Raw genomic sequence first — 23,605 nt, 5'->3', positions numbered from 1 at the left:
CCCCCACCGCCGCCCCGCCGCCCTGGTTCAGCAAGGCCCACCCCGGCTCGCTCCCGCTGACCGCGTCGGGCACCCGGCTGACCCACGGCAGCAGGCAGGCGTTCTGCCCCAGCAGTCCGGACTACGCCCGGGCGGCCGACGCCGTCGTGGGGGAACTGGCGGGACGGTACGCGGACCATCCGGCCGTCGTCATGTGGCACGTGCACAACGAGTGGGGCAACCACAACGCCCTCTGCTACTGCGACACCAGCGGCCAGGCCTTCCGTACCTGGCTGCGCGACCGCTACACGACGCTGGACCGGGTCAACGACGTCTGGGGCACCGACTTCTGGGGGCAGCGCTACGGCGACTGGGAGGAGATCGACCCACCCCGCGACACCACCGCCTTCCGCAACCCCGGCCAGGAACTCGACTACCGCCGCTTCTCCTCCGACGCCCTGCTCACCCGGCACCGGGCGGAGAGCGCGCTGCTGCGCGAGGCCGCCCCCGGCATCCCGGTCACCACCAACCTGCTCGGCACCCTCGAGAAGAAGGTCGACGGGCACGCCTTCGCCCGGCACTCCGACATCGTCTCCGTGGACCACTACCTGGTGGCGGCCGACCCGGGCAACCACGTNNTTCCAGTGGCGGCAGTCCCGGGCGGGCGCGGAGAAGTGGCACTCCGCGATGCTTCCGCACGGCGGCACCGACACCCGCACCTGGAACGAGGTCACCGCCCTCGGTGCCGAACTCGCCGCCCTGTCCGAGGTGCGCGGCACCCGTGTGCGGGCCGAGGTGGCGCTGCTCTTCGACTGGCACGCATGGTGGGCGCTGGAACTGGAGGCCCGTCCCTCCGAACGCCTGCGGTACCTGGACACGGTCAGGGACTGGTACGAAGCCCTGTGGGGCCTCGGCATCACCTGCGATCTGGTCGCTCCCGACACCGACCTGACCCCGTACCTGGCCGTCCTCGCGCCCAGCCTTTACCTGGTGTCCGACGCGGACGCCGATGCCCTGCATTCCTATGTGCGGGGCGGGGGCCACGCTGTCTTCGGTCCGTTCAGCGGGGCCGTGGACACCCACGACCGGGTGCGGACCGGCGGGCACCCCGGTGCGTTCCGCGAACTCCTCGGCCTCGTCGTCGACGAGTACCTGCCCCTGCGGGAGGGCGAGTCGGCGCTGCTGTCGGACGGCTCCCACGCACACCTGTGGACCGAGCGGGTCGAGGCGCGCGGCTGCTCCGCCCGGCTGCGGTTCGCGGACGGGCCCGACGGCGGCCCGGCCCGCGGCGGCCCGGCCGTGACCCGGCACTCCTACGGCGACGGCGCGGGCTGGTACGCCGCGGCGGCTCTGCCCGTGCGATCCCTGCGCACACTCCTGGACGCCGTGTGCCGGGAGGCCGGGGCCGCCCCGGCGGCAGCCGTCCCTCCCGGGGTCGAGGCCGTACGCCGCAGCGCCGACGACCGCTCCTACCTCTTCCTCGTCAACCACACGGACAGCGAGGTGAGCGTCCCCGCCGACGGATACACGCGGCTGGACGGCTCGGCGCTGCCGGGATTCGCGAACGTCCCGGCGGGGGATGTCGTCGTCCTGCGGGAGCAGGCGGAACCGCAACGGGACCGACGACACCGGAAAGAGGCCCGCTGATGCCCCTCGTCGAGATCGACCGCCCCTCGGGGACCGTACTCCTGCATGCCGCCGGCACCGGTTACGCGCTGCGGATCGACACGGCCGCCGGGACCGTACGCCTGCTGCACTGGGGAGCGTCCCTCACGCTGGAGGACGCCCTCGCGCTCGGGGGACCGGATCCGGAGGGAAGCAGCTTCCACAGTCCGCTCGACGGTACGGAAGAGCTGGCCGTCGACGGTCAGGTCCGGTTCGCCCCGCCCGCCCTGGACGTGCGGTACGCGGACGGCACCAGCGCGACCGAGCCCGTCGTGGACGGCTACGACGTCAGGGAGGACGGCGACGGCGCGGAGCTGTCGGTGAGCCTCCGCGACGCCGGCCGCCCACTCGGCTGGCACCTGCACTACCGGGTCCGCCGGGACTGTCCGGTGATCGAACGCTGGACCGTACTGCGGCACACCGGAGCAGCCCAGGAGCCGCCGCTCTCCCTGCTGCGGCACTCGGCCGCACAGTGGAATCTGCCCGTCCTCCCGGCATACCGGATGAGCTCCGTCCATGGTCAGTGGGCGGACGAATTCCAGCTGCGCCGGACCCCGCTCGCCGTCGGCGAGACGACCCTCACCAGCAGGCGCGGCCACACCGGCCACCAGAGCAATCCCTGGATCGCCCTCGACGGCGGCGACGCGACCGAGGAGAACGGCGAGGTGTGGACCCTCGCCATCGCCACCTCGGGCAGCTGGCGCATGACGGCCGTACGCTCCGCCGAAGGCAGGTGCAGTGTGCTGGGCGGCAGCGGCCACGAGGGGGTGGAGATCGCCCTCGCGGCGGGCGAGACCTGGACCACGCCCGTCAGCACGGGGCAGTACACGCCCGGCGGGTTCGGTGGGGCCTCCCGGGCCTTCCACTCCTACATCCGGGAGCACGTCCTGCCCGTGCCCGGGGAACCGCGACCGGTGCTCTACAACTCCTGGGAGGCGACGGCCTTCGACGTCACCTTCGACGGGCAGCGGCGACTGGCCGAGCTGGCCGCGCGCGCCGGCGCCGAACTCTTCGTCGTCGACGACGGCTGGTTCGGAGCCCGCGACAGCGACCGGGCGGGCCTCGGGGACTGGGTACCCCGGCCGTCCGCGTTCCCCGATGGCCTCCGCCCCCTGTCCGACCACGTCCACGGACTCGGCATGCGGTTCGGCCTGTGGGTCGAACCGGAGATGGTCAACCCGGACAGCGATCTGTTCCGCGAACGGCCGCAGTGGGTCCTGCACCTGCCCGACCGCACGGCGCATCCCCTGCGGAACCAGCTGGTGCTCGACTTCTCGCGGCCGGACGTCACCGACTGGGCCCTGCGCTGGCTGCTGCGCACGGTCGACGAATTCGGCGTGGACTTCCTCAAATGGGACTTCAACCGGCCCTTCACGGAGGCGGGTTCGACCGGCCGCCGCCCAGACGGGCGCCGGGTCTTCGTCGAGCACGCCCTCGGCACCAACCGCGTTCTCGACCGGCTGCGCGCCGCCCGGCCCGCCCTGCGCATCGAAACCTGCTCGGGCGGCGGCGGCAGGGTCGACCTGGCGAGCCTGGCCCGTACCGACCAGGCATGGACGTCCGACAACACGGACGCGGTGGACCGGCTGAACATCCAGCACGGCTTCTCGCAGCTCTACCCCGCCCAGGTGATGGGCGCCTGGGTGACGGACAGCCCCAACCCGTTCACCCAGCGGGCCGTCCCCCTGCGGTTCCGCCTGCACAGTGCGATGGCCGGAGCGCTCGGCATCGGCGGCGACCTGACGCGCTGGCCGGAGGCGGAACTGCACGAGACAGCCGCGTACGTCGCCCGCTACAAGGAGGTGCGATCCACCATCCAGAGCGGCGACCTGTACCGCCTCGGCTCCCCGGAGAACGGTTCCCACGCCGTGCAGTACGTCGCGCGCGACGGCGGCGAGTGCGTTGTCCTCCAGTGGCGGGCCGGGCCGGCGGAACGCGCGGCGGTGCCCCGGCTGCGGCTGCGCGGCCTCGATCCGGAGGCGGTGTACAGCGTCGACGACGACAGCGGGGTGCTGGTGGCCGGGACCGAACGCACTGGCGCCGCGCTGGCTGCGTACGGCGTGCCGGCGGCGCTCCCGCCCGGAGGGTACGCGAGCCGGATGCTGTCGCTGCGCCGGGTTGAGTGAGCTGCTGCACCGCGCCGTCTGGAGCCTGCCGACGTGGATGCGCGAGTACCGCGTCGGCACACCGGCGAGCACCACGAACGGATGGACGGATGGGCCCTACCCGCCGGCCTCGGCCCCGAGTTCCGCCAGGCGGGCCAGAGCCGGCAGAGCCGCGCCGATCGCCTGTCGTTCCGCGGGCGTCAGCCGGGCGATCAGCGGGGTCAGGTGACGTCCCCTGTCCTCATATCTGGCCCGGCCGATCTTCCGGCCGTTGTCGGTGATGCGGACGAGGACGGCGCGTCCGTCCGTCGGGTCGGGGCGGCGTTCCACGAGACCGTCGCGCTCGAGCCGGGTGACCAGCTGGGTGAGTCCCGGCTGGCTGATCTGCTCGGTCCTGACGAGTTCGGTCAGCCGCTTCGGCCCGCTGAAGGCCAGTGTGTCCAGCACGGACAGCGTCGTGAACGACAGCTTCTGCACCACGGGAAGCCGGATGTAGTAGCGGTTGAAGTTCTCGATCGTCCTGGTGAGGTCGCCGACGTCCAAGTCTGTGTTGTTGTCGCCACGCTGAGTAGAAGTCACTCTGGAAATCTATCGCAGACTTATATAAGCTCCTGATCGTTCGCGGGCCGGCGCCTCGTTCAGGCGCACGGTTCGCATCGCACCTCGGCGCAACGGCGCGTCAATGAACTTGTCTGCAGAGCGCTAGGTGAGGAGCACACCATGACTGTGCGAATCGGCATCAACGGCTTCGGTCGCATCGGTCGCAACGTCTTCCGTGCGGCGGCCGCGCGGACTTCGGAGCTGGAGATCGTCGCCGTCAACGACCTGGGCGACGTGCCAACGATGGCCCACCTGCTCGCTCATGACTCGGTTCTGGGACGCTTCCCCGAGGAGATCACCGCCGAGCAGGGCGCGATCCGCGTGGGTGACCGGACGATCAAGGTCCTCGCCGAGCGCGACCCCGGCGCACTGCCCTGGGGCGACCTGGGAGTGGACATCGTGATCGAGTCCACCGGCATCTTCACCGACGCCGCGAGGGCACGTTCGCACGTCGAAGGCGGAGCCAAGAAGGTCATCATCGCCGCTCCGGCGAGCGGTGAGGACATCACGGTGGTGATGGGCGTCAACGACGGTGCGTACGATCCCGAGCGCCACACCATCATCTCAAATGCCTCCTGCACCACCAACTGCCTCGCCGTACTGGCCAAGGTGCTGCACGACGCCGTCGGCATCGACTCCGGCATGATGACCACGGTCCACGCCTACACACAGGACCAGAACCTCCAGGACGCCCCGCACAAGGACCTGCGCCGGGCCCGGGCCGCGGCCCTGAACATCGTGCCCACCTCCAGCGGCGCCGCCAAGGCCATCGGCCTCGTCCTGCCGGAACTCGACGGCCGGATGGACGCCTTCGCCCTGCGGGTTCCCGTCCCCACCGGCTCGGTCACCGACCTCACGGTCACCACCAACCGCGGCACCACCGTGGACGAGGTGAACGAGGCGTTCGCTGCGGCGGCCTCGGGACCGTACAAGGGGCTGCTGTCCTACATGGACGCGCCGTTGGTCAGCACGGACATCGTGGGCGACCCGGCCTCCTGCGTCTTCGACGCCGGGCTCACCCGGATGTCCGGCTCCCAGGTCAAGGTCGTCGGCTGGTACGACAACGAGTGGGGCTACTCGAACCGCCTCATCGACCTGTCACTGCTTGTCGGGTCGTCCCTGTAGTTCCTCGCCGGCCCGGCGTCTGCACCGCCCGCACGTCAGCAACGGTCGTACGCCGAAGCGGCGACCGCCGCTTCGGCGCGCCCGGCTGCCCGACGAATCCCATGCGCGACGTCACGAGGACAGGCCAGATGAAAGAACTTCCGAGGTTACCCTTCGACAACCCAGACATACTCGGCATCGCACCCCAGATGCGCGCACTGCAGCAGGAGGGGCCGATCACCAGGGTGCGAACCGCCGGTGAGGATGCCTGGCTTGTCACCCGCTACGACGAGGTGAAGGCACTACTCGCGGACCGCCGGCTCGGTCTCAGCAATCCCAGCCCGAAGCCGTCGGCCAAGAGCGCGGCCAGAGGCTTCATGATGGCTCTGATGGCCGGGGACGACTACGCCACCGAGGCCACCGACCATCCGCAGATGCGCGAACTGCTCGTGCCCCGGTTCTCCACGCGCCGGATGCGCCTGATGAAGACCCGGATCGAGCACCACGTCGACGACCTGCTCGACCAGTTGGCCGACAGCGCTGCGCCGGTCGACCTGCACCACGCGCTCTCGTTTCCGTTGCCGACCATGGTGGTCTGCGATCTGCTCGGGGTGCCGTTGGCCGACCGGGAGCGGTTCGGGCAGTGGGCGAGAGGCACATTCGACCAGAGCGACAACCAGCACTCGGCGAACACCTTCCAACAGGTCGTCGACTACATGACCGAACTGGTGGCGCGCAAGCGAATCGAGCCGGGCGACGACATCCTGTCCGAGCTGATCGCCGAGAAGGACGGCACACTGTCCGATGCGGAGATCGCCCAACTGGGTAACGCCGTACTGCTGTTCGGCTACGAGACCACCATTGTGCGCATCGACATGGGCGTCCTGCTGCTGCTGCGCAATCCGGCCCAGCGTGCCGAACTGGCCCGGAATCCCGCACTCGCGCCGGCCGCGGTCGAGGAGATCCTGCGCCTGGCCGTCGGCGGCAAGGGATCCAACGCGCTGATACCCCGCTACGCGCACAGTGACGTCACCGTCGGCGGGACAGTGATACGGACCGGAGACGCGGTGATGCTGGCCATCGGCGCCGCCAATATCGACGGCCGGGCGTTCCCCGACAGCGGCCTGTTCGACCTGGCCCGGGTCAAGCCCAGGTCGCACCTGGCATTCGGTCACGGCACCCGACACTGCATAGGCCGTGTGCTGGCCCGGATCGAGCTGACCGCGGTGTTCGAGCGGCTGTTCCGCAGACTGCCCGACCTGCAGCTCGCGGTACCCGAGGAGTCGCTGCGCTGGCAGGAGCACCGGATCACCGGCGGGTTCGACGAGATCCCCGTCACCTTCTGAGTGGCATCGCACCAGCGAAAGCGCAGCCGGCCACCGTTCATCGTCGTAGGAGGTGTTCCCGCAGGATCGAAACCGTCGGCCCGCCCGGATGTTTGACGCTCCTTCCCCCCATGCCCAGACGTCAGGAGGACAAGGAACCATGACGGACACTTTCAGCGAGTACGTCGACTGCACGCCGCTTCTCGACGACCGTGAGGCCCTCGACCGGTTCTACGACGAGCACGGCTACCTGTATCTCCGCGGCGCTCTGGACCGCGATCTGGTCCGTGCCGCCGCCGGGCAGATGCTCGAAGGCCTGATCGAACTCGGCCACGCCGCCCCCGGCACGACGCTCGACACCCTCACCATCGAGTCCTTCGAGGCGGTCGACGAGGTGGCGATGCACGAGTACGTCAAGTACGACGACCTGTGGAACCATCCCTCGACCCTCAAGGTCTGGGAGAAGGTCTTCGGGGAGCCCGTCTTCGTCTTCAAGTCGACGACGATCCGCTACTACCCCTCCGCCGCGGGCTCCGAGGAGCCGAGCTTCCTGACGCCGCTGCACCAGGACGGCTTCTACATAGGCCCGAACAAGGACTTCCGCACCGCCTGGATACCGCTGCTCGCCACGACCCGCGGCACAGGCGGCGTCGCCGTCGCCGACGGCAGCCACAAAAAGGGCCCGCGCGAGCACGTCGTCACGGAGAACTTCCGCCGCTTCGGCCACGCCGTACGCGGTATCCCGGCGGAGGAGTTCGGCGCGGATGAACAACTGCTGTTCTCGCCCATGGAACCGGGCGACGTGATCATCTTCCACGCCTTCATGTGTCACAAGTCCATCCCGAACGTCTCGGTGAATCCGGCCGGCATGCGGATGTCGATGGACACCCGCATCCAGCCCGCCTCCTCGCACCGCGGGTTCAACTCCCTGACCCCCTGGCCGGAGTCCGCGAAGGACGCCTCCAAGGGAATTCTGTCGAAGATCACCGGTACCCCGACCACCACCGAGTGACGTCGTCACCTCGTACCCGTCTCAACCGTCCCCCCACAAGCACCCGGGCAGGCAGCGCATGACGAAACGTGAGGGCCTCCCCCCTCTGAAGGAGCCGAACACGAGGCCGGAGCCCTCAGCCGGCACGGCACCGGCCACCGCGGGACTCAGCGGCATCGCGCTCATGGTGGTGCTCACCGGATACGTCTTGTCCATCGTGGACGCCTCCATCGTCAACGTGGCGCTGAATTCGATCAGTGACGACCTCCACGGCGGCACCGCCGCACTGGAGCTGGTGGTGTCCGGCTACGGCCTCACCTACGCCCTCGGCCTGGTGCTGGGCGGACGGCTGGGCGACGCGTTCGGCAGACGGCGCCTCTACACCTACGGGCTCGCGGCGTTCACCGTCACCTCGGCACTGTGCGGACTCGCCCCGACCATCGAGTTCCTCGTCGTGGCCCGGCTGCTGCAGGGCGCCGCCGCCGCCATGCTCGTACCGCAGGTGCTGGCGACGATCCAGGCGGTCACCGAGGGCCAGGCGCGCGCCCGCGCGATCGGCATGTACGGCGCGACCGCAGGTGTCGGCATGGTCATCGGGCAGATCCTGGGCGGGCTGCTGGTCTCGCTGGACGTCGCCGGGATCGGCTGGCGGATGGTGTTCGTCATCAATGTGCCGATCGGAGTGGCCGCGTTGCTGGCCGTCCGGCGCGTCCCCGCGACCAAGGCCGACGTGAAGCCGGGCTTCGACCCGCTGGGCACCGTGTTGTTCGGTGTCACCATGGTCTGTGTCCTGGCCGTGGTCGTGGCGGGTCCCGACCTGGGCTGGCCGCTGTGGCTGTGGTCGTTGCTCGCGGTCGCCGCGGTGGGGGCGCTGGCGCTGGCGCGGGTCGAACGCGGGCTGGAGGCGCGGGGCGGCTCACCGCTGCTGTCCCCGTCGGTGCTGTCCCATCCGGGGATGCGCAGAGGGCTGGCGGCGATGGTGCCGTTCTCGGCCGGCTTCGGCGCCTTCCTGTTCGTCTACGCGCTGATCGCGCAGGGTCACTTCGGCTTCGGCGGGCTCGCCTCCGGCGGGGGGATGGCGCCGTTCGCCGTGGCGTTCTTCGTGGTGGCGCAGTTCACCCCGAGGATCGCGGGGGCCCTGGGCAGCCGGATCGTCACCCTGGGCAGCGTCGTCCAGGGCGCGAGCCTGCTGATGCTGGCACTGGTGCTCTGGGCGGGCTGGCCACGCCCCTCCCTGACGCTCGTGCTCGTCGGGATCGGCTTCTTCGGCGCAGGCGCGGCGCTGATCGGCCCGACGCTGTTCCGGATGATCCTCGCCGACGTACCCCGCGCGCAGGCCGGCATGGGCAGCGGTGTGCTGGTGACCAGTCAGCAGATGGCGACCGCGCTGGGCGCGACCGTCGGCGGAACCGTCTATGTCTCCCTGGCCGGTTCGCTGTCGACGGTGTCGGCGGCCGTGCTCGTGCTTGCCCTGCTGGTGTGTTCCTCCGCGATCGTTCTCGTGATCAGCCTGAAGCTCCCCGACCCCAGCTGACACCCGCGCGCCCTCGGAAGGCGCGATCTGATCCAGACCTTCTCGTTGGCCACGGTGCGCCGTCCTTCGGCGTACCCACGCGCAGAAGCGGAGACAGTCAAATGCACCTACGGACAAGGACAGCCGTGGTGACCGGTGCGGCCAGCGGCATCGGCCTCGCCCTCAGCGCCCGCTTCGTACGGGCCGGCGTTGACGTGGTCATGGCGGACGTCGAAGGCGACGCACTGCACCGCCGGGCCGCCGAACTGACCGCGCAGGGCGCTCAGGTCACCGCCGTGACCGCCGACCTGACCGATCCGGACGCCGTCGAACGGCTCGCGGACACGGCGTTCGATCTGCTGGGCGACATCGACGTGGTGTGCAACAACGCCGGGGTCCTCGGCCCCGTGGGACAGCCCCTGTGGGAAGTGCCGCTGGAGAAGATGCGGCAGGTCTTCGAGGTGAACCACTGGGCGCACGTCCTGGTGGCCCGGGCCTTCGTCCCCCGGCTCCTGGAGCGCGGCCGGCCCGCCCATCTGATCCACACCGCCTCGATGTCCGCCTTCGTCGTCGGCGCCGGCAGCGCCGCCTACGCCGCCTCCAAGCACGCCGACCTCGCGGTCGCCCGCAGTCTGCGGGCCGATCTGCGGGGCACCGGGGTCCGGGTGTCGGTGCTGTGCCCCGGCCGGGTCGACACCCCCATGGTCCAAGGCCTGACGGCACCACGCGGCGCGGGTGGCGACACCTCGGTGAGCGCCGAGGACGTCGCAGAACTCGTGTGGGATGCCCTCGGCTCCGACCGCTTCTATCTCTTCAGCAACTCCGACGCGCCGCTGCGGCTGCGCGACCAGTTCGACGACGTATGGCGTCATGTTCCCCTTCCGCCCGCTTCCCCCGAGGAGGATCTGTGGCACGCGCCGAAAGCGACGACCGCAGCGAGGAATCACTGACCATCGACCTGGAAGCGGTGAGGGAGAAATACCGGCAGGAACGCGATAAACGCAGCTCCGGTCGCACCTACCGGTTCGCCCGCGGCGACTTCAGCCACTACGCGCGAGACCCCTACACCGAATGGCAGGAGCGCGAGCCGCTCACCGACGAGGTGGACGTCGCCGTCGTCGGCGCCGGCATCGGCGGCCTGCTGACCGGCGCCCATCTGCGCAAGGAGACCGGCCTGGAGCGCATCCGGCTGATCGACGGTGCCGGCGACGTCGGGGGCACCTGGTACTGGAACCGCTTCCCCGGCGTCCGGTGCGATGTCGAGAGCTACATCTACATGCCGTTACTGGAAGAGACCGGCACGATACCAACCGAGAAGTACTCGACCGGGGCCGAGATCTTCGCCCACCTCCAGCAGATCGCCCACAGGTACGACCTCTACCGCGACGCCCTCTTCCAGACCACCGTCACCGAGCTGCGCTGGGACGAGGCCGCCGGGCAGTGGCTGGTCAGCACCGACCGCGGCGATCTGATCCGGGCCCGGTACGTGGCCATGTCGATCGGTCTGATGCACCGCCCCAAACTCCCGGGGCTACCGGGCCTGGAGACGTTCGCCGGGCACTCCTTCCACACCAGCCGCTGGGACTTCGACTACACCGGAGGCGACAGCACCGGCGGCCTGACCAAGCTGAAGGACAAGACGGTCGGCGTCATCGGCACCGGCTCGACGACCATCCAGCTCGCCCCGCACCTCGCCGAGTGGGCCGAGCAGATCGTCCTCTTCCAGCGCACCCCCGCCGCGGTCGACGTCCGCGGCAACCGGCCCACCCCGTCCGACTGGGCGGACAGCCTCGAGCCGGGCTGGCAGCAGCGCAGGATGGAGAACTTCCACGCGCTGACCTCCGGGGTGCCACAGGACGAGGACCTGGTCCAGGACCGCTGGACCCAGACCACGGCCAAGCTGGCCGCCGCGATCCTGCCCACCGGCGACACCGGGGGCGACCCCGAGGAGCGGGCGCTCGCGGCCGAGCGGGCGGACTTCCTCAAGATGGAGGAGCTGCGCGCCCGCATCGACAGCGTCGTCCTCGACCCCGCGACCGCCGCCGCCCTCAAGCCGTACTACCGCGTCTACTGCAAGCGGCCCTGCTTCCACGACGGCTACCTCCAGACCTTCAACCGGCCCAATGTGACCCTGGTCGACACCCAGGGGCAGGGAGTGGAGCGGCTCACCCCGGCCGGGGTGGTCGCGAACGGCCGGGAGTACCCGGTCGACTGCCTGGTCTTCGCCACCGGCTACGAGCACGAGTTCGCCGTCCCGTACACCGACCGTGCCGGCTACGACATCGTCGGCCGCGACGGCGTGAAGCTGTCGGACAAGTGGGCGCACGGGGCCCACACCCTGCACGGGCTCCAGGTCAACGGTTTCCCCAACTGCTTCATCCTGTCCAAGGTCCAGGCCGGCCGGCACGTCAACATCGCCTACATGCTGGGCGAGCAGACCCGGCACCTCGCGCACATCGTCAAGTGCGTCGAGGAGCGCGGCCACCAGGTCGTGGAGGCCTCCGAGGCAGGCGAGAAGGAATGGGTCGAGGAGATCCTCCGGCTCGCCGCCAACGGCCTCGATTTCCTGGAGAACTGCACACCCGGCCTCTACAACAACGAAGGCGACCCGAGCGCGCTGCCCCTGCTCAACTCCAGCTACGGCGGCGGCTCGGTGGAGTTCGTGAACATCCTCAGGCGCTGGCGCGAGGCGGGCGACCTCGCCGGCCTCGAACTGCGCTGACCACCCGTCTCCTCTGCGAAAGGCGGCAACGCCCATGGACGTAACGCCGATACCCGGCGCCGCTCTCGGTGCCGTCGTGCACGGCGCCCATGTCACCGGCGACATGAACGAGACCCAGTTCGAGGAGATATGGGCGGCGCTCGACGCGTATCTCGTCCTCGTCCTGCGCGGCCACGAGACCCCCTCCTACGAGGAGTTCCTGGCCTTCGGCCGCCGCTTCGGGCACATCCCGAAGACCGGTCTGACCAGCGGCGCCCACCCCGACCACAACGAGATCCTGATCGTCTCCAACCTGGTGAAGGACGGCCGTAAGATCGGCGTCGGCGACGCCGAGTGGATGGGCTGGCACACCGACTACTCCTTCCGCCCCCGCGTCGCCCAGGTCGGCTTCCTGGAGGCCGTGGAAGTGCCGGCCTCCGGAGGCGGGGAGACCCTCTTCACCGACATGTACGCCCTGTACGAGTCGCTGTCGCCCGAGGAGCGCGGACGCCTGCACTCCTACCGGGTCCGCCACGCCCTGCGCACCGGGTACGAGGAGACCATCGAGGAGGAGCTCCAGGGTGAGGTGTCCCTCGGCGGGAGCACCGGACAGATCCAGCCCGAGGACGGCACCTCCACCATCCACCCGCTGATCGCCCGCAATCCGCGCACCGGCCGCCAGTCGGTCTACGTCAGCACCCTGAACACCAAGCGGATCGTGGACCTCGCCCCCGACGACAGCCGCACGCTGCTCGACGGACTGCTGGCGCACACCGGCAAGCCCTCGTACACCTACGCCCACAGCTGGCAGCCCGGGGACATCGTCATGTGGGACCAGCTCGGCACCGTCCACGCCAAGCAGGCCTTCGATCCGGCCGAGCGGCGCATCATGCGCCAGGTCGTCAGCATCTTCGACGACCCGACCGCTCCCTGGCGCGCGGAGGCCGCCGCATGAGCACCGCTCCCGCCTGCCTCAGCCACAGCCGGGTCACGATCACGCCGGCGCTGCGCGCCGCCGTCGACCGGCTCGACCACCGCTCACGTCACCAGGCCGCCTACCACTTCGGCTGGATCACCGCCGGGGGCGCACCCACCGGCGCCGCCGCAGGCAAGGCCGTACGTCCGGCGCTTGCGCTGCTGTCGGCCGAGGCGGTCGGCGCACCGCCGGAGGTCGCTCTGCCCGGCGCCGTCGCCGTGGAGCTCGTGCACAACTTCTCCCTGGTCCACGACGATCTGATGGACGGCGACGAGGAGCGCCGCCACCGGCGCACGGTGTGGAAGCTGTGGGGTCCCTCCAGCGCCATCCTCACCGGTGACGCGATGCTGGCCCTCGCCCAGGAGGTGCTGCTGGACACCGGACTTCCGACGGCGGCGCCCGCCGCCCGGCTGCTGGCGCGCACCACCCGGCACCTGATCCGCGGCCAGGTACAGGACCTGGCCTTCGAACACCGCTCGCACGTCACGGTCGAGGAGTGCGTCGACATGGCCGCCGGCAAGACCGGCGCGCTGCTGTCGGCGAGCGCCGCGATCGGCGCCGTCCTCGCCGGGGCACCGGAGGCGACGGTGGACGCCCTGGCTCTCTACGGCGACCAGGTCGGCGTCGCCTTCCAGGTCGTCGACGATGTTCTCGGCATCTGGGGCGATCCGGCCGTCACCGGCAAGCCGGTCCACTCCGATCTGCGCTCCCGCAAGAAGTCCCTGCCGGTGAGCCACGCACTGAACCAGGGCGGCCCGCTCAGCGACGAGCTGGCCGCCTGGCTCACCACCCCCGGCGAACCCGACGAGGAGGAACTGCGGCGCGTGGCAGGCCTGGTCGAGGACGCCGGCGGCCGGGACTGGGCGCTGGCCGAGGCCGCCCGGCGGATGACGCTGGCCGAGGACGCGCTGCGCGGGGTCGAGCTGGACGCCCGCGCGCGGGACGAACTCCTCGCGCTCGGGCGGTTCGTCGTCGACCGCGAGGCCTGAGACCGGGCCGGCCCCCCTGCTCGTATGCCCCTTTCCGGCTTTTCACCCTCCGATCAGCGCAGCACGCCCGCCGGGCCGCGACCACGGCCGGTGCCCTCCGCAACCACTCCCAAGGATTCCCTCATGCCCCAGGACGTCGACTTCCACATACCCCTCCCGGGCCGGCAGAGCCCGGATCACGCGCGAGCCGACGCCGAGCAGCTCGCCTGGCCGCGGTCGCTCGGGCTGATCAAGTCCGAGGCGGCGGCGACGCGCCATCTGCGCGGCGGCTACGCCGACCTGGCCTCCCGCTTCTACCCGCACGCCGCCGGCGCCGACCTGGACCTGGGCGTCGACCTGATGTCGTGGTTCTTCCTCTTCGACGACCTCTTCGACGGGCCGCGCGGCGAGGACCCGGAGGAGACCAAACAGCTCACCGGCGCGGTCGCGGCGGCGCTGGACGGCCCCCTCCCCGACACCGCGCCCCCCATCGCCCACGGCTTCGCCGACATCTGGCGGCGCACCTGCGAGGGCATGACACCCGCCTGGTGCGCGCGCAGCGCCCGGCACTGGCGCAGTTACTTCGACGGCTACGTCGACGAGGCGGAGAGCCGCTTCTGGGACACGCCGTACAACTCCGCGGCCCAGTACCTGTCCGTACGCCGGCAGACCATCGGGGTGCAGCCTACGGTCGACCTCGCCGAGCGCGCGGGCCGCTTCGAGGTGCCGCACCAGGTCTTCGACAGCGCCGTGCTCTCCGCGATGCTGCAGATCGCCGTCGACGTCAATCTGCTGCTCAACGACATCGCCTCGCTGGAGAAGGAGGAGGCCCGCGGCGAGCAGAACAACATGGTCATGATCCTGCGCCGGGAGCACGGCTGGTCCAAGGACCGCAGCGTCGCCCACATCCAGGACGAGGTGCGCGCCCGCCTGGAGCAGTACCTCCTGCTGGAGTCCTGCCTGCCTCAGGTCGGCGACATCTACCGGCTCGACGAGGCCGAGCGCGAGGCCCTGGACCGCTACCGCAAGGACGCCGTGCGCACCGTGATCCGCGGTTCCTACGACTGGCACCGCTCCTCGGGCCGTTACGACGCCGAGTTCGCGCGGGCCGCCGGTGCCCAGGGCTACTTGGAGGAACTCGGCAGCACCACCCACTAGCAGCACCGCACACCAGCGGCACGCACCCGCGACCGGCCGTCGCGGCAGCACAGCTGCCAACCGTCCGGACACCGGTCAACAGACAAATGGGGAAAGGAAGTTGAGAGCCGAATGACCGAGCAGACCACCTTCTCGGCGGGAGCGGCGCCCGGGGCGCTCCCCGTCATGGGACACGCCCTCCAGATGATGCGTCACCCCGTGAACTTCATGACCTCGCTGTCGGCCCACGGCGACCTGGTCGAGATCAAGATCGGGCCCACCACGGCCTGGGTCCCGACCCACCCCGAGGTGCTGCGGCGCGTCCTGACCAACGACCGCATCTTCGACAAGGGCGGCGTCTTCTACGACCGTGCCCGTGACATCGCCGGCAACGGCTTGGTCACCTGCCCGTTCTCCGACCACCGACGCCAGCGCCGGCTGATGCAGTCGGCGTTCACCCGCGGCCAGCTCAAACGGTATGCCGAGGCCATGCACGCCGAGATCGAGGAAACGGCGTCGCGCTGGCAGGACGGCATTGTCGTCGACGCCTTCCAGGAGATGTACGGCATGGCCCTGCGCACGGTCGGCCGCACCCTGTATTCCACACCCGTCAGCCCCGAGCTCGCAGCGAAGGTGGAACGTTCCTTCGACGTCGTACTCAACGGCCTGTTCCGGCAGATGTTCCTGCCGGCCTCGATCCGCCGGCTGCCCCTGCCGTCCCAGCGACGCTACAAGAGCAACCTGGACTTCCTGCACGAGACCACCCAGCAGCTCATCGACGACTACCGCAGCTCCGACACCGAGCGCGACGACCTGCTCGCCGCCCTGATCGCCTCCCGCGACGACGACGGCGGCCGGCTCGCCGACAAGGAGATCCACGACCAGGTCATCACTGTCATGGCGGCCGGCACCGAGACCGTCGCCGGCACCCTCACCTGGATCTTCTACCTCCTTTCCCAGCACCCGGAGATCGAGGCGGCGCTCTACGACGAGATCGACACCGTCCTCGACGGTCGCGCCCCGCAGTGGGACGACCTGCCGAACCTCTCCCTGGCCGACCGGATCATCTCCGAAACGCTGCGACTGCACCCGCCGGCCTGGCTGTTCACCCGCCTCACCACTGCCCCGACCGAGCTCGCGGGCCGTCAGCTGCCCGCCGGCTCCACCGTCGTCTTCAGCCCCGCCGCGGTCGCCAAGCACGAGGGCGCCTTCGACGACCCCGAGAAGTTCGACCCCGACCGCTGGCTCCCGGACCGTGTCGCGCCGGACTCCCGCCACGCCTACGTGCCGTTCGGCACCGGCGCCCGCAAGTGCATCGGCGACCTCTACGCACGCACCGAGGCCACGCTGGGGCTCGCCACCATCCTCGGCCGCTGGCGAGTCACCTGCGAGCCCGGCATGGACATCCGCCCGGTCCCGCTGGCCACCATCTACCACCCGCGCCGGCTGCGCCTGAGGCTGGACGCACGTACACCGCGCCGGATGCCCTCCGCCGCCTCCGTACCGGCCGGGGGGGACGCGGCGTGAGCGAAGGGAACGTGGTCCTGACCCGATGGGGCGTACGACGCGCCACGGGCCAACGCGTTCCCGGCCGCTGCGAGACGACGGCCCTGTCGGTGAACTCCGGCGCGATACGGCCGCTCCCCTCCTCCGCCGATGCCTTCCACACGCGGGTCCTGGAGTGCGAGATCACTGACCTGGAACCGGAGCACACCCCTGGTCGGCGCTCGCCGCCCGACATGAGCTGGGCGGCGCCCCGAACCCTCGGGGATATCGGGGCGCCGCCCGCCCGGCAGGCAGGCAGGAAGGCAGGCTCCGGCGCATCCGGTCGGACCCTATCGATCCGGGACAAGGCCCAGTCCTATAGCCCTCGGCGTGCACTTTGCTGAGGGTTCCACGCATCCAGCGTCATGACCGCGCTGGTGACCCGAGGTGACTGTTACCCCGGGCTCGTTCCCGCCCTCACGTCATCGCGACGACGACTTTGCCGGCTTTCGCCCGGCCTTTTTCGACGTATTCCATGGCCTGGAGGGTTTCGTCGAACGGGAAGACGCGGTCGATGACGGGGCGGATCTTCCCGGCGTCGATGAGGGGGGTGAGTCCGCGCAGTTGGTCGCCGCTGGCCTTCATGAACAGGAACGAGTACGTCACGCCGTGGCGTCTGGCGCTGCGCCGGGTCTTGAAGCTGAGCGCGGTCATGGCCAGGCGGAGAACCGGGTTCGCGCCGAGTTCGCGGGCGAAGGCCGGGTCGGGCGGGCCCGCGACGCTGATGGCTGTGCCGCCGGGCTTGAGTACGCGCAGGGATTTGGCGAGGTTGTCGCCGCCGAGGCTGTCGAGGACGACGTCGTAGCCGTCGAGGATCTCCTCGAAGTCCTCTGTGCGGTAGTCGACGACGATGTCCGCGCCGAGGTCCTTGACCAGGTCGACCTTGGCGGTGCTCACGGTGGTGGCCACGTGCGCGCCCAGCGCCTTGGCCAGTTGGACGGCGATGGAGCCGAGGCCGCCGGCGCCTGCGTGGATGAGGACTTTCTGGCCCGGCTGCACGTGTGCCCTCTCGACGAGCGCCTGCCAGGCGGTGAGTGCGACCAGGGGGAGGGAGGCGGCCTCGGCCATGGTGAGGGTGGCCGGTTTGGGTGCCAGGTCGTTCTGGTGGACGGCGATGAGTTCGGCGAAGGTGCCGATGCGGTCCTTGTCGGGCCGGGCGTAGACCTCGTCGCCCACCGCGAAGCGGGTGACGGACGGGCCGACCCGGACGACCTTCCCGGCGAGGTCGTTTCCCAGCACGAGTGGGAGACGGTATGGCAGGAACGCTTTGAAGTCTCCGTTGCGGATCCTGAGGTCCAGTGGGTTGACGCCCGCCGCGTTGATCTTGACCAGGACGTCGTCGGCGCCCACCTGCGGGTCGGGTAGCCCGGCGGCGCGCATCCCTGCTTGGTCGCCGTACTCCTCCACCATGAAGGCCCTCATCGTCGTCTCCGTTCCGTGTCCCGTCCGTGAGGGCGGGGTCTCCGCTCGTACCGGGTTTCCATCGGTACGAGTCAGTTTGTGTGTTGTTTCCCTGGCTGCGGTGCGGGCGCACTGTGCCCTCAGCCGCGTTCACCTGTCAGGCCACGAGCACGACCCGTGCAGTGACGCGGTCGACGGCGCCTCCCTGGAGGCGGTCCAAGGAGGCTGCGATCCCCTCGCGGGGTGCGCCGAGCGGCACCGCGCTGACATCGGTGAGGCGGATGTACTGCTCGTCGGCCAGCTGGACGCCGAGAGCGCGCCGAGGCAGCCGTCGGGCTGGGAGAGGTCGCGCGGGCCGATGATCGGGACGAGCGTGGCCGCGGAGCGTGCGGTGCGCTCTCGCACCCAGGTCACCGCCACCTGGGCGGGCGCCACACCGGCCTTCTCGGCGATGGTCAGGACGGTGTCGACGACGGCGGTCTTCTGACCGGTGCTCTCGGCGTGGATCACCATGCCGAGATCGCTCGGGCGCCCTTCGGCGGAGCTGCGGTATTCGCCGGTGGGCAGACCGCCGCCGAGCGGGGACCACAGGGCGGGGCCGAGCATGGGTGGAGGGTGAGCGTCAGCCCGCGCTCGGCCGGTGTGCCGTGGACAGGCTCTGCTTGACGTGCCGGCTGGTCTCGTCGGCGAGGATCTCGGGCAGGCCGTTCTCGATGCCGGTCAGGGCCTGGGCCGCGACGTCGGCGGCGGCGACCTTCTGACCGGCGGGCACACCGGCGGCCATGTCGGTGTCCATGTAACCGACGTGCAGCGCCGAGACGGTGATCCCGCGCGGTGCCAGCTCCTCACGGGTCGCGTCGCTCAGCGCCCAAGCGGCGGCCTTGGAGGCCGCGTAGGAGCCGAGGCCGGCCGGGTGGAACCAGGACAGGGCGGACAGGACGTTGAGTACGGCGCCACCGCCGTTGCCCTCGATGACGGGGGCGAAGGCGCGGGTGGCGGCGAGTGGGCCGAAGAAGTTGGTCTCCATCTCCCGGCGGACCTCAGCCACATCGCCTCCGGTCAGCGTCGCGCCGGTGGAGACACCCGCGTTGTTGATCAGCAGTGTCGCGTCGGACGCAACGCGGGCGGCCTCCCGTATCGACGCCTCGTCCGTGACATCCAGCCGCAGCGGGATGACACCCGGCACGTCGACCGCCTCAGGGCGTCGAGCCGCGCCGTACACCTTTGCCCCGCGCTTCACGAGCTGGGCGGACAGGTGCCGCCCGAGCCCCCGGTTGGCGCCGGTGACAACCGCGACCGCGTTCTGCAGTTCCATAACCACTCCTGATCCTGGCGGGCACCGTCGGCCACCCGCGACAATTAGATTACGCATCCAATCTAAACACGGGTCTATGATAGATGCCAGTCGACATCCAAATGGGAGGTGGTCATGGGCCGCGTATCGCAGGCACAGGCGGAGGAGAATCGCAGGCGGGTGGTGGGCACCGCGTCCCGGCTGTTTCGGGAGCAGGGCACGCAGGTCAGCGTCGCCGACCTGATGAAGGCGGCCGGCCTGACCCACGGCGCCTTCTACAAGCAGTTCGCCTCCAAGGACGCGCTGGTCGACGAGGCCACCGCCCACGCCTTCACCGAACTCGCCCAACGCCACAGCGCCGGGCTCGAGCGGTACGACGGGCAGCGCGAAGCCGCCCAGCAGGCGCTGATCGACACCTACCTCTCCGCGGAGCACCGCGACGACCCGGCGGACGGCTGCCCGGTCGCCGCGCTCGCCACCGACATCGCGCGCGAGGGCGGGGGGCGCGAGGCCACTCGCGTCTACGCCGAGGGAGTGGCCGACTTCGCCGATTTCCTCGCCACCGACGACCAGGACGGCATCGTCCGCCTCTGCACCCTGTTCGGTGCACTGGTCCTGTCCCGGGCCACCAAGGGCTCCCCGCTCTCCGAGGAGATCCTCACCGCCGCGCACGCAGCCTTGACCGAAGCAGGCTGATCAAGGGCACAGTGCGGGTGTACGTCGACCGCACGCGTGGGCGCCGAGGGGCCCGTGGCCGGGCAGAGGCGTTGGGAGAAGGCCGCCGGCGCCTGGCGCACCGACTCCACCGTGCGCGATCGGTTCCGGGCCGCATGCCCGTGAAGCCTCTTCGTCGTCGGCCAGGTAGTGGCTGCGGGTGCCGATCACGACGCCCAGTTCGACTTCCCAGTCGGTGTGCGTGGAGTCGCGGGGGATGTGGACGGGGTCGTACGGTCCGGACAGCGAATTGGGTGCCTTGGAGAAGACGAGCGGGTCCTGGGCAGCAGGGGCGTTGCTGCCTGGACTGCGGTAGTTAGCGCCGACTCCGAGGATCTGGTGGGGGCGGGCGATGGGGGCACCGATCCGGTCGGTGCCGAAGGGGTGGACTGTGCCGGTGGCACGGCGCACGGCGACGGCTTGCTGCAGCAGGTGGGGGCCGCCTGCCGCGAAGAACGCCTCGTTGTAGTCCTCGACCAGGTCGGAGACGTCGATGTAGGTGTGCTCATCGACCCGGACGACGGGTCGCTCTCGGCCGGACGGGCCAATACGCATCAGCTGCATGAAAGGTCTTTCGGTGTACGGCGTCGGCCGGGCACCGTGGTGCCCGGCCGACGGTGCGGGGCGGGGATCAGCGGGCGGAGGCTGTGTGCGCTGTGGTCGGGGTGAGTGCCGTTGCTCCGGCGGCCTTGACCGCGTCGCGCACCGCGCCCGCGACGGCACCCGCGACCTTGTCGTTGAAGACCGACGGGATGATGTAGTTCGCGTTCACCTCGTCCTCCGCGACGACGTCGGCGAGGGCGCGCGCGGCGGCGAGCATCATCTCCGTGTTGACGGTGCACGACTGGGCGTCGAGCAGGCCGCGGAAGACACCCGGGAAGACCAGCACGTTGTTGATCTGGTTCGGGAAGTCGGAGCGCCCGGGGGCCACAACAGCCGCCGTCTCACGGGCGATTGCCGGGTCGACCTCGGGATCCGGGTTCGCGAGCGCGAACACGATCGCGCCCTCCGCCATGGCCGCCACGTCGGCGCCGTCCAGGACGTTGGGGGCGGAGACGCCGATGAACACGTCAGATCCGACGACGGCCTCCTTCAGGGTGCCGGTGTAGCCCTCGGGGTTGGTGTTGTCGGCGATCCAGCGCAGCGGGGGGCCGGGGTGGCGTCCACCAGGTCCTCGCGGCTCGCGTGCACCACCCCGTGGATGTCGGCGACGACCGTGTGCTTGACGCCCGCCGCGATCAGCAGCTTCAGGATGGCCGTACCGGCCGCACCCGCGCCGGACATGACGACCCGTACGTCCCCGATGCCCTTGCCCACCACGCGCAGCGCGTTGGTCAGCGCGGCCAGGACCACGATCGCCGTGCCGTGCTGGTCGTCGTGGAAGACGGGGATGTCCAGCGCCTCGCGCAGCCGGGCCTCGATCTCGAAGCAGCGCGGCGCGGAGATGTCCTCCAGGTTGATGCCCGCGAAGCCGGGGGCGATCGCCTTGACGATCGCGACGATCTCGTCGGTGTCCTGCGTGTCCAGGCAGATCGGCCAGGCGTCGATACCGGCGAAGCGCTTGAACAGGGCCGCCTTGCCCTCCATCACCGGGAGCGACGCCATCGGGCCGATGTTGCCCAGGCCGAGCACCGCCGAGCCGTCCGTGACCACCGCGACGGAGTTGCGCTTGACGGTGAGGCGGCGGGCGTCCTCGGGGTTCTCGGCGATCGCCATGCAGACCCGGGCCACACCCGGGGTGTAGATCATCGAGAGGTCGTCACGGTTGCGGATGGGGTGCTTGGACGCCATCTCGATCTTGCCGCCGAGGTGCATCAGGAACGTACGGTCGGAGACCTTGCCCAGGGTGACGCCCTCGATGTCACGCAACTGCTGCGCGATCTCGTCGGCGTGGGAGGTCGAGGTCGCGGAGAGGGTGGCGTCGATACCCAGGCGGTCGGCGTCGGAGTGGACGACATCAAGCGCGGTCACCGAGCCGCCCAGCGCCTCCACGGTGGCTGTCAGCTGCGAGACGGCACTGCCGCCCGCAGGCACTTCGAGCCGGACGGTGATGGAGTAGGAGACGCTGGGCGCGCTCATCCGGACTGTCCTCTTCTTGTGTGGAGCGGGGAGTGATGGGTGCACCGTCGGCGGGCCCCGACGGTGGGGTGGGTCAGCTGTCGACGCGGACCTTGGTGGTGTCGGCGCCGGTTTCGGCGTCGGTGTCCACCGGCGTGGAAGCGTCGGGGCGGCGCTTACTGAGGATCGTGCGTGCCTGATCCATGTCGATGTCCTTCTCCCATTTGCCGATCACGATGGTGGCGACGGCGTTGCCGAGGACGTTGATGAAGACGCGGCCCTCGTTGAGGATGCGGTCGATGCCCACGATCAGGGAGAGCGCGGCCAGTGGCACGTGGCCGACCGCGGTGACGGTGCTGGCGAGCACGATGAACGCACCGCCTGCGATTCCGGCGGTGCCCTTGCTGGTGAGCATCATGACGCCGACCATGATCAGCTGCTGTTGCCAGGAGAGGTCGATGCCCATGGCCTGGGCCAGAAACAGGGAAGCCATCGTGAGGTAGACGGCGGAGCCGTCCAGGTTGAAGGAGAACCCGGAGGGGATGACGATGCCGACCACGGGCCGGCCAATGCCGAGGATCTCGAGCTTGCGTACCAGTTGCGGCAGGACGGCCTCGCTGGAACAGGTGCTCAGGGCGACGAGCAGTTCGGCCTTGAGGAAGCGCATGAGTCCGAACAGGCTCAGCCGGCAGGCCCGCATGATGGCGCCGAGGACGACCAGGACGTAGAGGATGCAGGTGGCGGTGAACAGGATGATGAGGTAGCCGAGCTGCTTGAGGCTGTCCGCGCCGTAGGTGGCGACCACGGTCGCCAGGGCGCCGAACGTGCCCAGGGGCGCCAGCCGCATGACCCAGCCGACGATGCGGAAGACGACGTCCGAGAGCGCCTTGATGCCGCGGGTCAGGGGTGCGCCGTCCTCGCCGGCCATGTTCAGGGCGACGCCGAAGATGATCGAGACCATCAGCGCGGACAGGATCGCGTCACCGGTGATCGCGCCCAGCAGCGAGGTGGGGATCAGGGAGGAGACGAAGCCGGTGAGGGTGGCGTGCTCGGTGGAGGTCTCGGGCACGTCGTCCGCGTTCAGCGAGGCGGGGTCGACGCTGAGTCCGGAGCCGGGCTGGAAGATGTTGGCGATCACCAGCCCGATGAGCATGGACACGAAGGAGAGCACCAGGAAGTAGCCGATCGCCTTCACGCCGATCCGGCCTGCCTTGCGCAGGTTGTCCATGGAGGCGATGCCGGTGGTGACCACGCAGAAGACGACCGGGATCACGATCATCTTGACCAGGGCGATGAACCAGTCGTTGAGCGGCTTGAGTGCCTCACCGAGCCCAGGTGCGAGGATGCCGACGGCGATGCCGAGGACCGCGGCCAGCACGACCTGGAACCACAGTTCGCGTATCAGGCGGTTCAGCCGTGACCGCTGGGGGCGGTCGGCGGTGGTGGTGCTTGTCATCGTTGGTGCTCCCTTGCACGACGATCGTGTGTAGCCCTGTCCCGTGGGGGGTGCGGGGGGTGCCTCTATGTTT

The 23,605-nt window shown here is 70.1% G+C and carries 19 protein-coding genes and 2 pseudogenes; 14 read left to right on the top strand and 7 right to left on the bottom strand.

From position 1 onward, the window contains the following. Positions 1–56: 56 nt before the first annotated feature. The 3 genes and pseudogenes from BFF76_RS33995 to BFF76_RS22560 form a co-directional block, all read left to right on the top strand. Positions 57–616 (top strand): annotated as a pseudogene (locus BFF76_RS33995) (beta-galactosidase); the annotation flags it as partial. 2 nt (positions 617–618) lie between these two features. Beyond that, a partial coding sequence (locus tag BFF76_RS33990) for a beta-galactosidase (protein WP_244167325.1) occupies positions 619–1,626 on the top strand: 1,008 nt, incomplete at its 5' end. After that, the gene (locus BFF76_RS22560) at positions 1,626–3,770 is read left to right on the top strand and encodes an alpha-galactosidase (RefSeq protein WP_065848938.1); all 2,145 of its coding nucleotides are present in this window, start codon (positions 1,626–1,628) and stop codon (positions 3,768–3,770) included. The genes BFF76_RS33990 and BFF76_RS22560, both read left to right, overlap by 1 nt. Positions 3,771–3,866: 96 nt before the next feature. Here BFF76_RS22560 and BFF76_RS22555 read toward each other — a convergent pair whose 3' ends face one another. Next, a complete protein-coding gene (locus BFF76_RS22555; protein WP_031092487.1) occupies positions 3,867–4,328 on the bottom strand; it encodes a MarR family winged helix-turn-helix transcriptional regulator in 462 nt (153 codons plus the stop codon). Between the two features lie 141 nt (positions 4,329–4,469). Here BFF76_RS22555 and gap point away from each other — a divergent pair, with 141 nt between their 5' ends. From gap to ptlI, 10 genes are all read left to right on the top strand, one after another. Then, entirely contained in the window at positions 4,470–5,474 is a 1,005-nt protein-coding gene (gap, locus tag BFF76_RS22550) for a type I glyceraldehyde-3-phosphate dehydrogenase (protein WP_031092485.1), read from the top strand. A gap of 128 nt (positions 5,475–5,602) precedes the next feature. Then, on the top strand, positions 5,603–6,799 hold the full coding sequence (gene penM / locus BFF76_RS22545) for a pentalenolactone synthase (RefSeq protein WP_065848937.1): 1,197 nt from the start codon (positions 5,603–5,605) through the stop codon (positions 6,797–6,799). A gap of 139 nt (positions 6,800–6,938) precedes the next feature. Further along, positions 6,939–7,790 (top strand): 1-deoxypentalenic acid 11-beta-hydroxylase, encoded by an 852-nt coding sequence (gene ptlH, locus BFF76_RS22540; RefSeq protein ID WP_031092482.1) that lies wholly within the window; start codon positions 6,939–6,941, stop codon positions 7,788–7,790. A gap of 58 nt (positions 7,791–7,848) precedes the next feature. After that, a complete protein-coding gene (locus BFF76_RS22535) occupies positions 7,849–9,303 on the top strand; it encodes an MFS transporter (RefSeq protein WP_031092481.1) in 1,455 nt (484 codons plus the stop codon). 101 nt (positions 9,304–9,404) lie between these two features. Continuing rightward, on the top strand, positions 9,405–10,232 hold the full coding sequence (ptlF, locus tag BFF76_RS22530; protein ID WP_031092478.1) for a 1-deoxy-11-beta-hydroxypentalenate dehydrogenase: 828 nt from the start codon (positions 9,405–9,407) through the stop codon (positions 10,230–10,232). After that, complete coding sequence (gene ptlE / locus BFF76_RS22525) at positions 10,190–12,004, top strand: neopentalenolactone/pentalenolactone D synthase (RefSeq protein WP_199831462.1); 1,815 nt, start codon at positions 10,190–10,192, stop codon at positions 12,002–12,004. The genes ptlF and ptlE overlap by 43 nt, the downstream gene beginning before the upstream one ends. Positions 12,005–12,038: 34 nt before the next feature. Further along, entirely contained in the window at positions 12,039–12,938 is a 900-nt protein-coding gene (ptlD, locus tag BFF76_RS22520; protein ID WP_065848936.1) for a neopentalenolactone/pentalenolactone F synthase, read from the top strand. Beyond that, on the top strand, positions 12,935–13,948 hold the full coding sequence (locus tag BFF76_RS22515; protein WP_031092473.1) for a polyprenyl synthetase family protein: 1,014 nt from the start codon (positions 12,935–12,937) through the stop codon (positions 13,946–13,948). The genes ptlD and BFF76_RS22515 overlap by 4 nt, the downstream gene beginning before the upstream one ends. 123 nt (positions 13,949–14,071) lie before the next feature. Next, complete coding sequence (gene ptlA, locus BFF76_RS22510; RefSeq protein WP_065848935.1) at positions 14,072–15,085, top strand: pentalenene synthase; 1,014 nt, start codon at positions 14,072–14,074, stop codon at positions 15,083–15,085. A 111-nt stretch (positions 15,086–15,196) separates the two neighbouring features. Then, positions 15,197–16,591 carry a pentalenene oxygenase gene (gene ptlI, locus BFF76_RS22505; RefSeq protein WP_053928530.1) on the top strand — a complete coding sequence of 465 codons (1,395 nt, stop codon included), beginning with the start codon at positions 15,197–15,199 and terminating at the stop codon, positions 16,589–16,591. Positions 16,592–17,026: 435 nt separating this feature from the next. Here ptlI and BFF76_RS22500 read toward each other — a convergent pair whose 3' ends face one another. The 3 genes from BFF76_RS22500 to BFF76_RS22490 form a co-directional block, all read right to left on the bottom strand. After that, complete coding sequence (locus BFF76_RS22500; RefSeq protein ID WP_065848934.1) at positions 17,027–18,031, bottom strand: NADP-dependent oxidoreductase; 1,005 nt, start codon at positions 18,029–18,031, stop codon at positions 17,027–17,029. Positions 18,032–18,160: 129 nt separating this feature from the next. Beyond that, complete coding sequence (locus tag BFF76_RS22495) at positions 18,161–18,616, bottom strand: aldo/keto reductase (RefSeq protein WP_234316712.1); 456 nt, start codon at positions 18,614–18,616, stop codon at positions 18,161–18,163. A 16-nt stretch (positions 18,617–18,632) separates the two neighbouring features. Continuing rightward, positions 18,633–19,325 carry an SDR family oxidoreductase gene (locus tag BFF76_RS22490; protein ID WP_031092465.1) on the bottom strand — a complete coding sequence of 231 codons (693 nt, stop codon included), beginning with the start codon at positions 19,323–19,325 and terminating at the stop codon, positions 18,633–18,635. Between the two features lie 114 nt (positions 19,326–19,439). Between BFF76_RS22490 and BFF76_RS22485 the strand changes: the two genes are divergently transcribed. Then, positions 19,440–20,000: a TetR/AcrR family transcriptional regulator gene (locus tag BFF76_RS22485; protein WP_031092463.1), complete on the top strand. Its 561-nt coding sequence runs from the start codon at positions 19,440–19,442 to the stop codon at positions 19,998–20,000. On the opposite strand, the gene BFF76_RS22480 is transcribed toward BFF76_RS22485, so the two are convergent. The 3 genes and pseudogenes from BFF76_RS22480 to BFF76_RS22470 all read right to left on the bottom strand — a co-directional run bounded on the left by BFF76_RS22480 (position 20,001) and on the right by BFF76_RS22470 (position 23,532). Further along, positions 20,001–20,573: a fumarylacetoacetate hydrolase family protein gene (locus tag BFF76_RS22480; protein ID WP_208604868.1), complete on the bottom strand. Its 573-nt coding sequence runs from the start codon at positions 20,571–20,573 to the stop codon at positions 20,001–20,003. 76 nt (positions 20,574–20,649) lie between these two features. Then, positions 20,650–22,097: pseudogene (locus BFF76_RS22475) on the bottom strand (NAD-dependent malic enzyme). A 73-nt stretch (positions 22,098–22,170) separates the two neighbouring features. Further along, the gene (locus BFF76_RS22470) at positions 22,171–23,532 is read right to left on the bottom strand and encodes a cation:dicarboxylate symporter family transporter (protein ID WP_065848932.1); all 1,362 of its coding nucleotides are present in this window, start codon (positions 23,530–23,532) and stop codon (positions 22,171–22,173) included. Positions 23,533–23,605 lie beyond the last annotated feature (73 nt).

This window comes from Streptomyces mutomycini (assembly GCF_001700505.1).
Classification (GTDB): domain Bacteria; phylum Actinomycetota; class Actinomycetes; order Streptomycetales; family Streptomycetaceae; genus Streptomyces; species Streptomyces mutomycini.
The sequence above is the reverse complement of the archived record's forward strand: the minus strand, read 5'-3'. Positions and strand labels throughout refer to the sequence as shown.

What these genes read in the sequence shown, in the direction of transcription:
- BFF76_RS22500 (WP_065848934.1), bottom strand. Translation starts at nt 18,031, where the DNA reads ATGAGGGCCTTCATGGTGGAGGAGTACGGCGACCAAGCAGGGATGCGC.
- ptlH (WP_031092482.1), top strand. Translation starts at nt 6,939, where the DNA reads ATGACGGACACTTTCAGCGAGTACGTCGACTGCACGCCGCTTCTCGAC.
- BFF76_RS22480 (WP_208604868.1), bottom strand. Translation starts at nt 20,573, where the DNA reads ATGCGTATTGGCCCGTCCGGCCGAGAGCGACCCGTCGTCCGGGTCGAT.
- BFF76_RS22485 (WP_031092463.1), top strand. Translation starts at nt 19,440, where the DNA reads ATGGGCCGCGTATCGCAGGCACAGGCGGAGGAGAATCGCAGGCGGGTG.
- BFF76_RS22495 (WP_234316712.1), bottom strand. Translation starts at nt 18,616, where the DNA reads ATGCTCGGCCCCGCCCTGTGGTCCCCGCTCGGCGGCGGTCTGCCCACC.
- BFF76_RS22515 (WP_031092473.1), top strand. Translation starts at nt 12,935, where the DNA reads ATGAGCACCGCTCCCGCCTGCCTCAGCCACAGCCGGGTCACGATCACG.
- BFF76_RS22560 (WP_065848938.1), top strand. Translation starts at nt 1,626, where the DNA reads ATGCCCCTCGTCGAGATCGACCGCCCCTCGGGGACCGTACTCCTGCAT.
- BFF76_RS22470 (WP_065848932.1), bottom strand. Translation starts at nt 23,532, where the DNA reads ATGACAAGCACCACCACCGCCGACCGCCCCCAGCGGTCACGGCTGAAC.
- ptlI (WP_053928530.1), top strand. Translation starts at nt 15,197, where the DNA reads ATGACCGAGCAGACCACCTTCTCGGCGGGAGCGGCGCCCGGGGCGCTC.
- ptlF (WP_031092478.1), top strand. Translation starts at nt 9,405, where the DNA reads ATGCACCTACGGACAAGGACAGCCGTGGTGACCGGTGCGGCCAGCGGC.
- BFF76_RS22490 (WP_031092465.1), bottom strand. Translation starts at nt 19,325, where the DNA reads ATGGAACTGCAGAACGCGGTCGCGGTTGTCACCGGCGCCAACCGGGGG.
- gap (WP_031092485.1), top strand. Translation starts at nt 4,470, where the DNA reads ATGACTGTGCGAATCGGCATCAACGGCTTCGGTCGCATCGGTCGCAAC.
- BFF76_RS22535 (WP_031092481.1), top strand. Translation starts at nt 7,849, where the DNA reads ATGACGAAACGTGAGGGCCTCCCCCCTCTGAAGGAGCCGAACACGAGG.
- ptlD (WP_065848936.1), top strand. Translation starts at nt 12,039, where the DNA reads ATGGACGTAACGCCGATACCCGGCGCCGCTCTCGGTGCCGTCGTGCAC.
- penM (WP_065848937.1), top strand. Translation starts at nt 5,603, where the DNA reads ATGAAAGAACTTCCGAGGTTACCCTTCGACAACCCAGACATACTCGGC.
- ptlA (WP_065848935.1), top strand. Translation starts at nt 14,072, where the DNA reads ATGCCCCAGGACGTCGACTTCCACATACCCCTCCCGGGCCGGCAGAGC.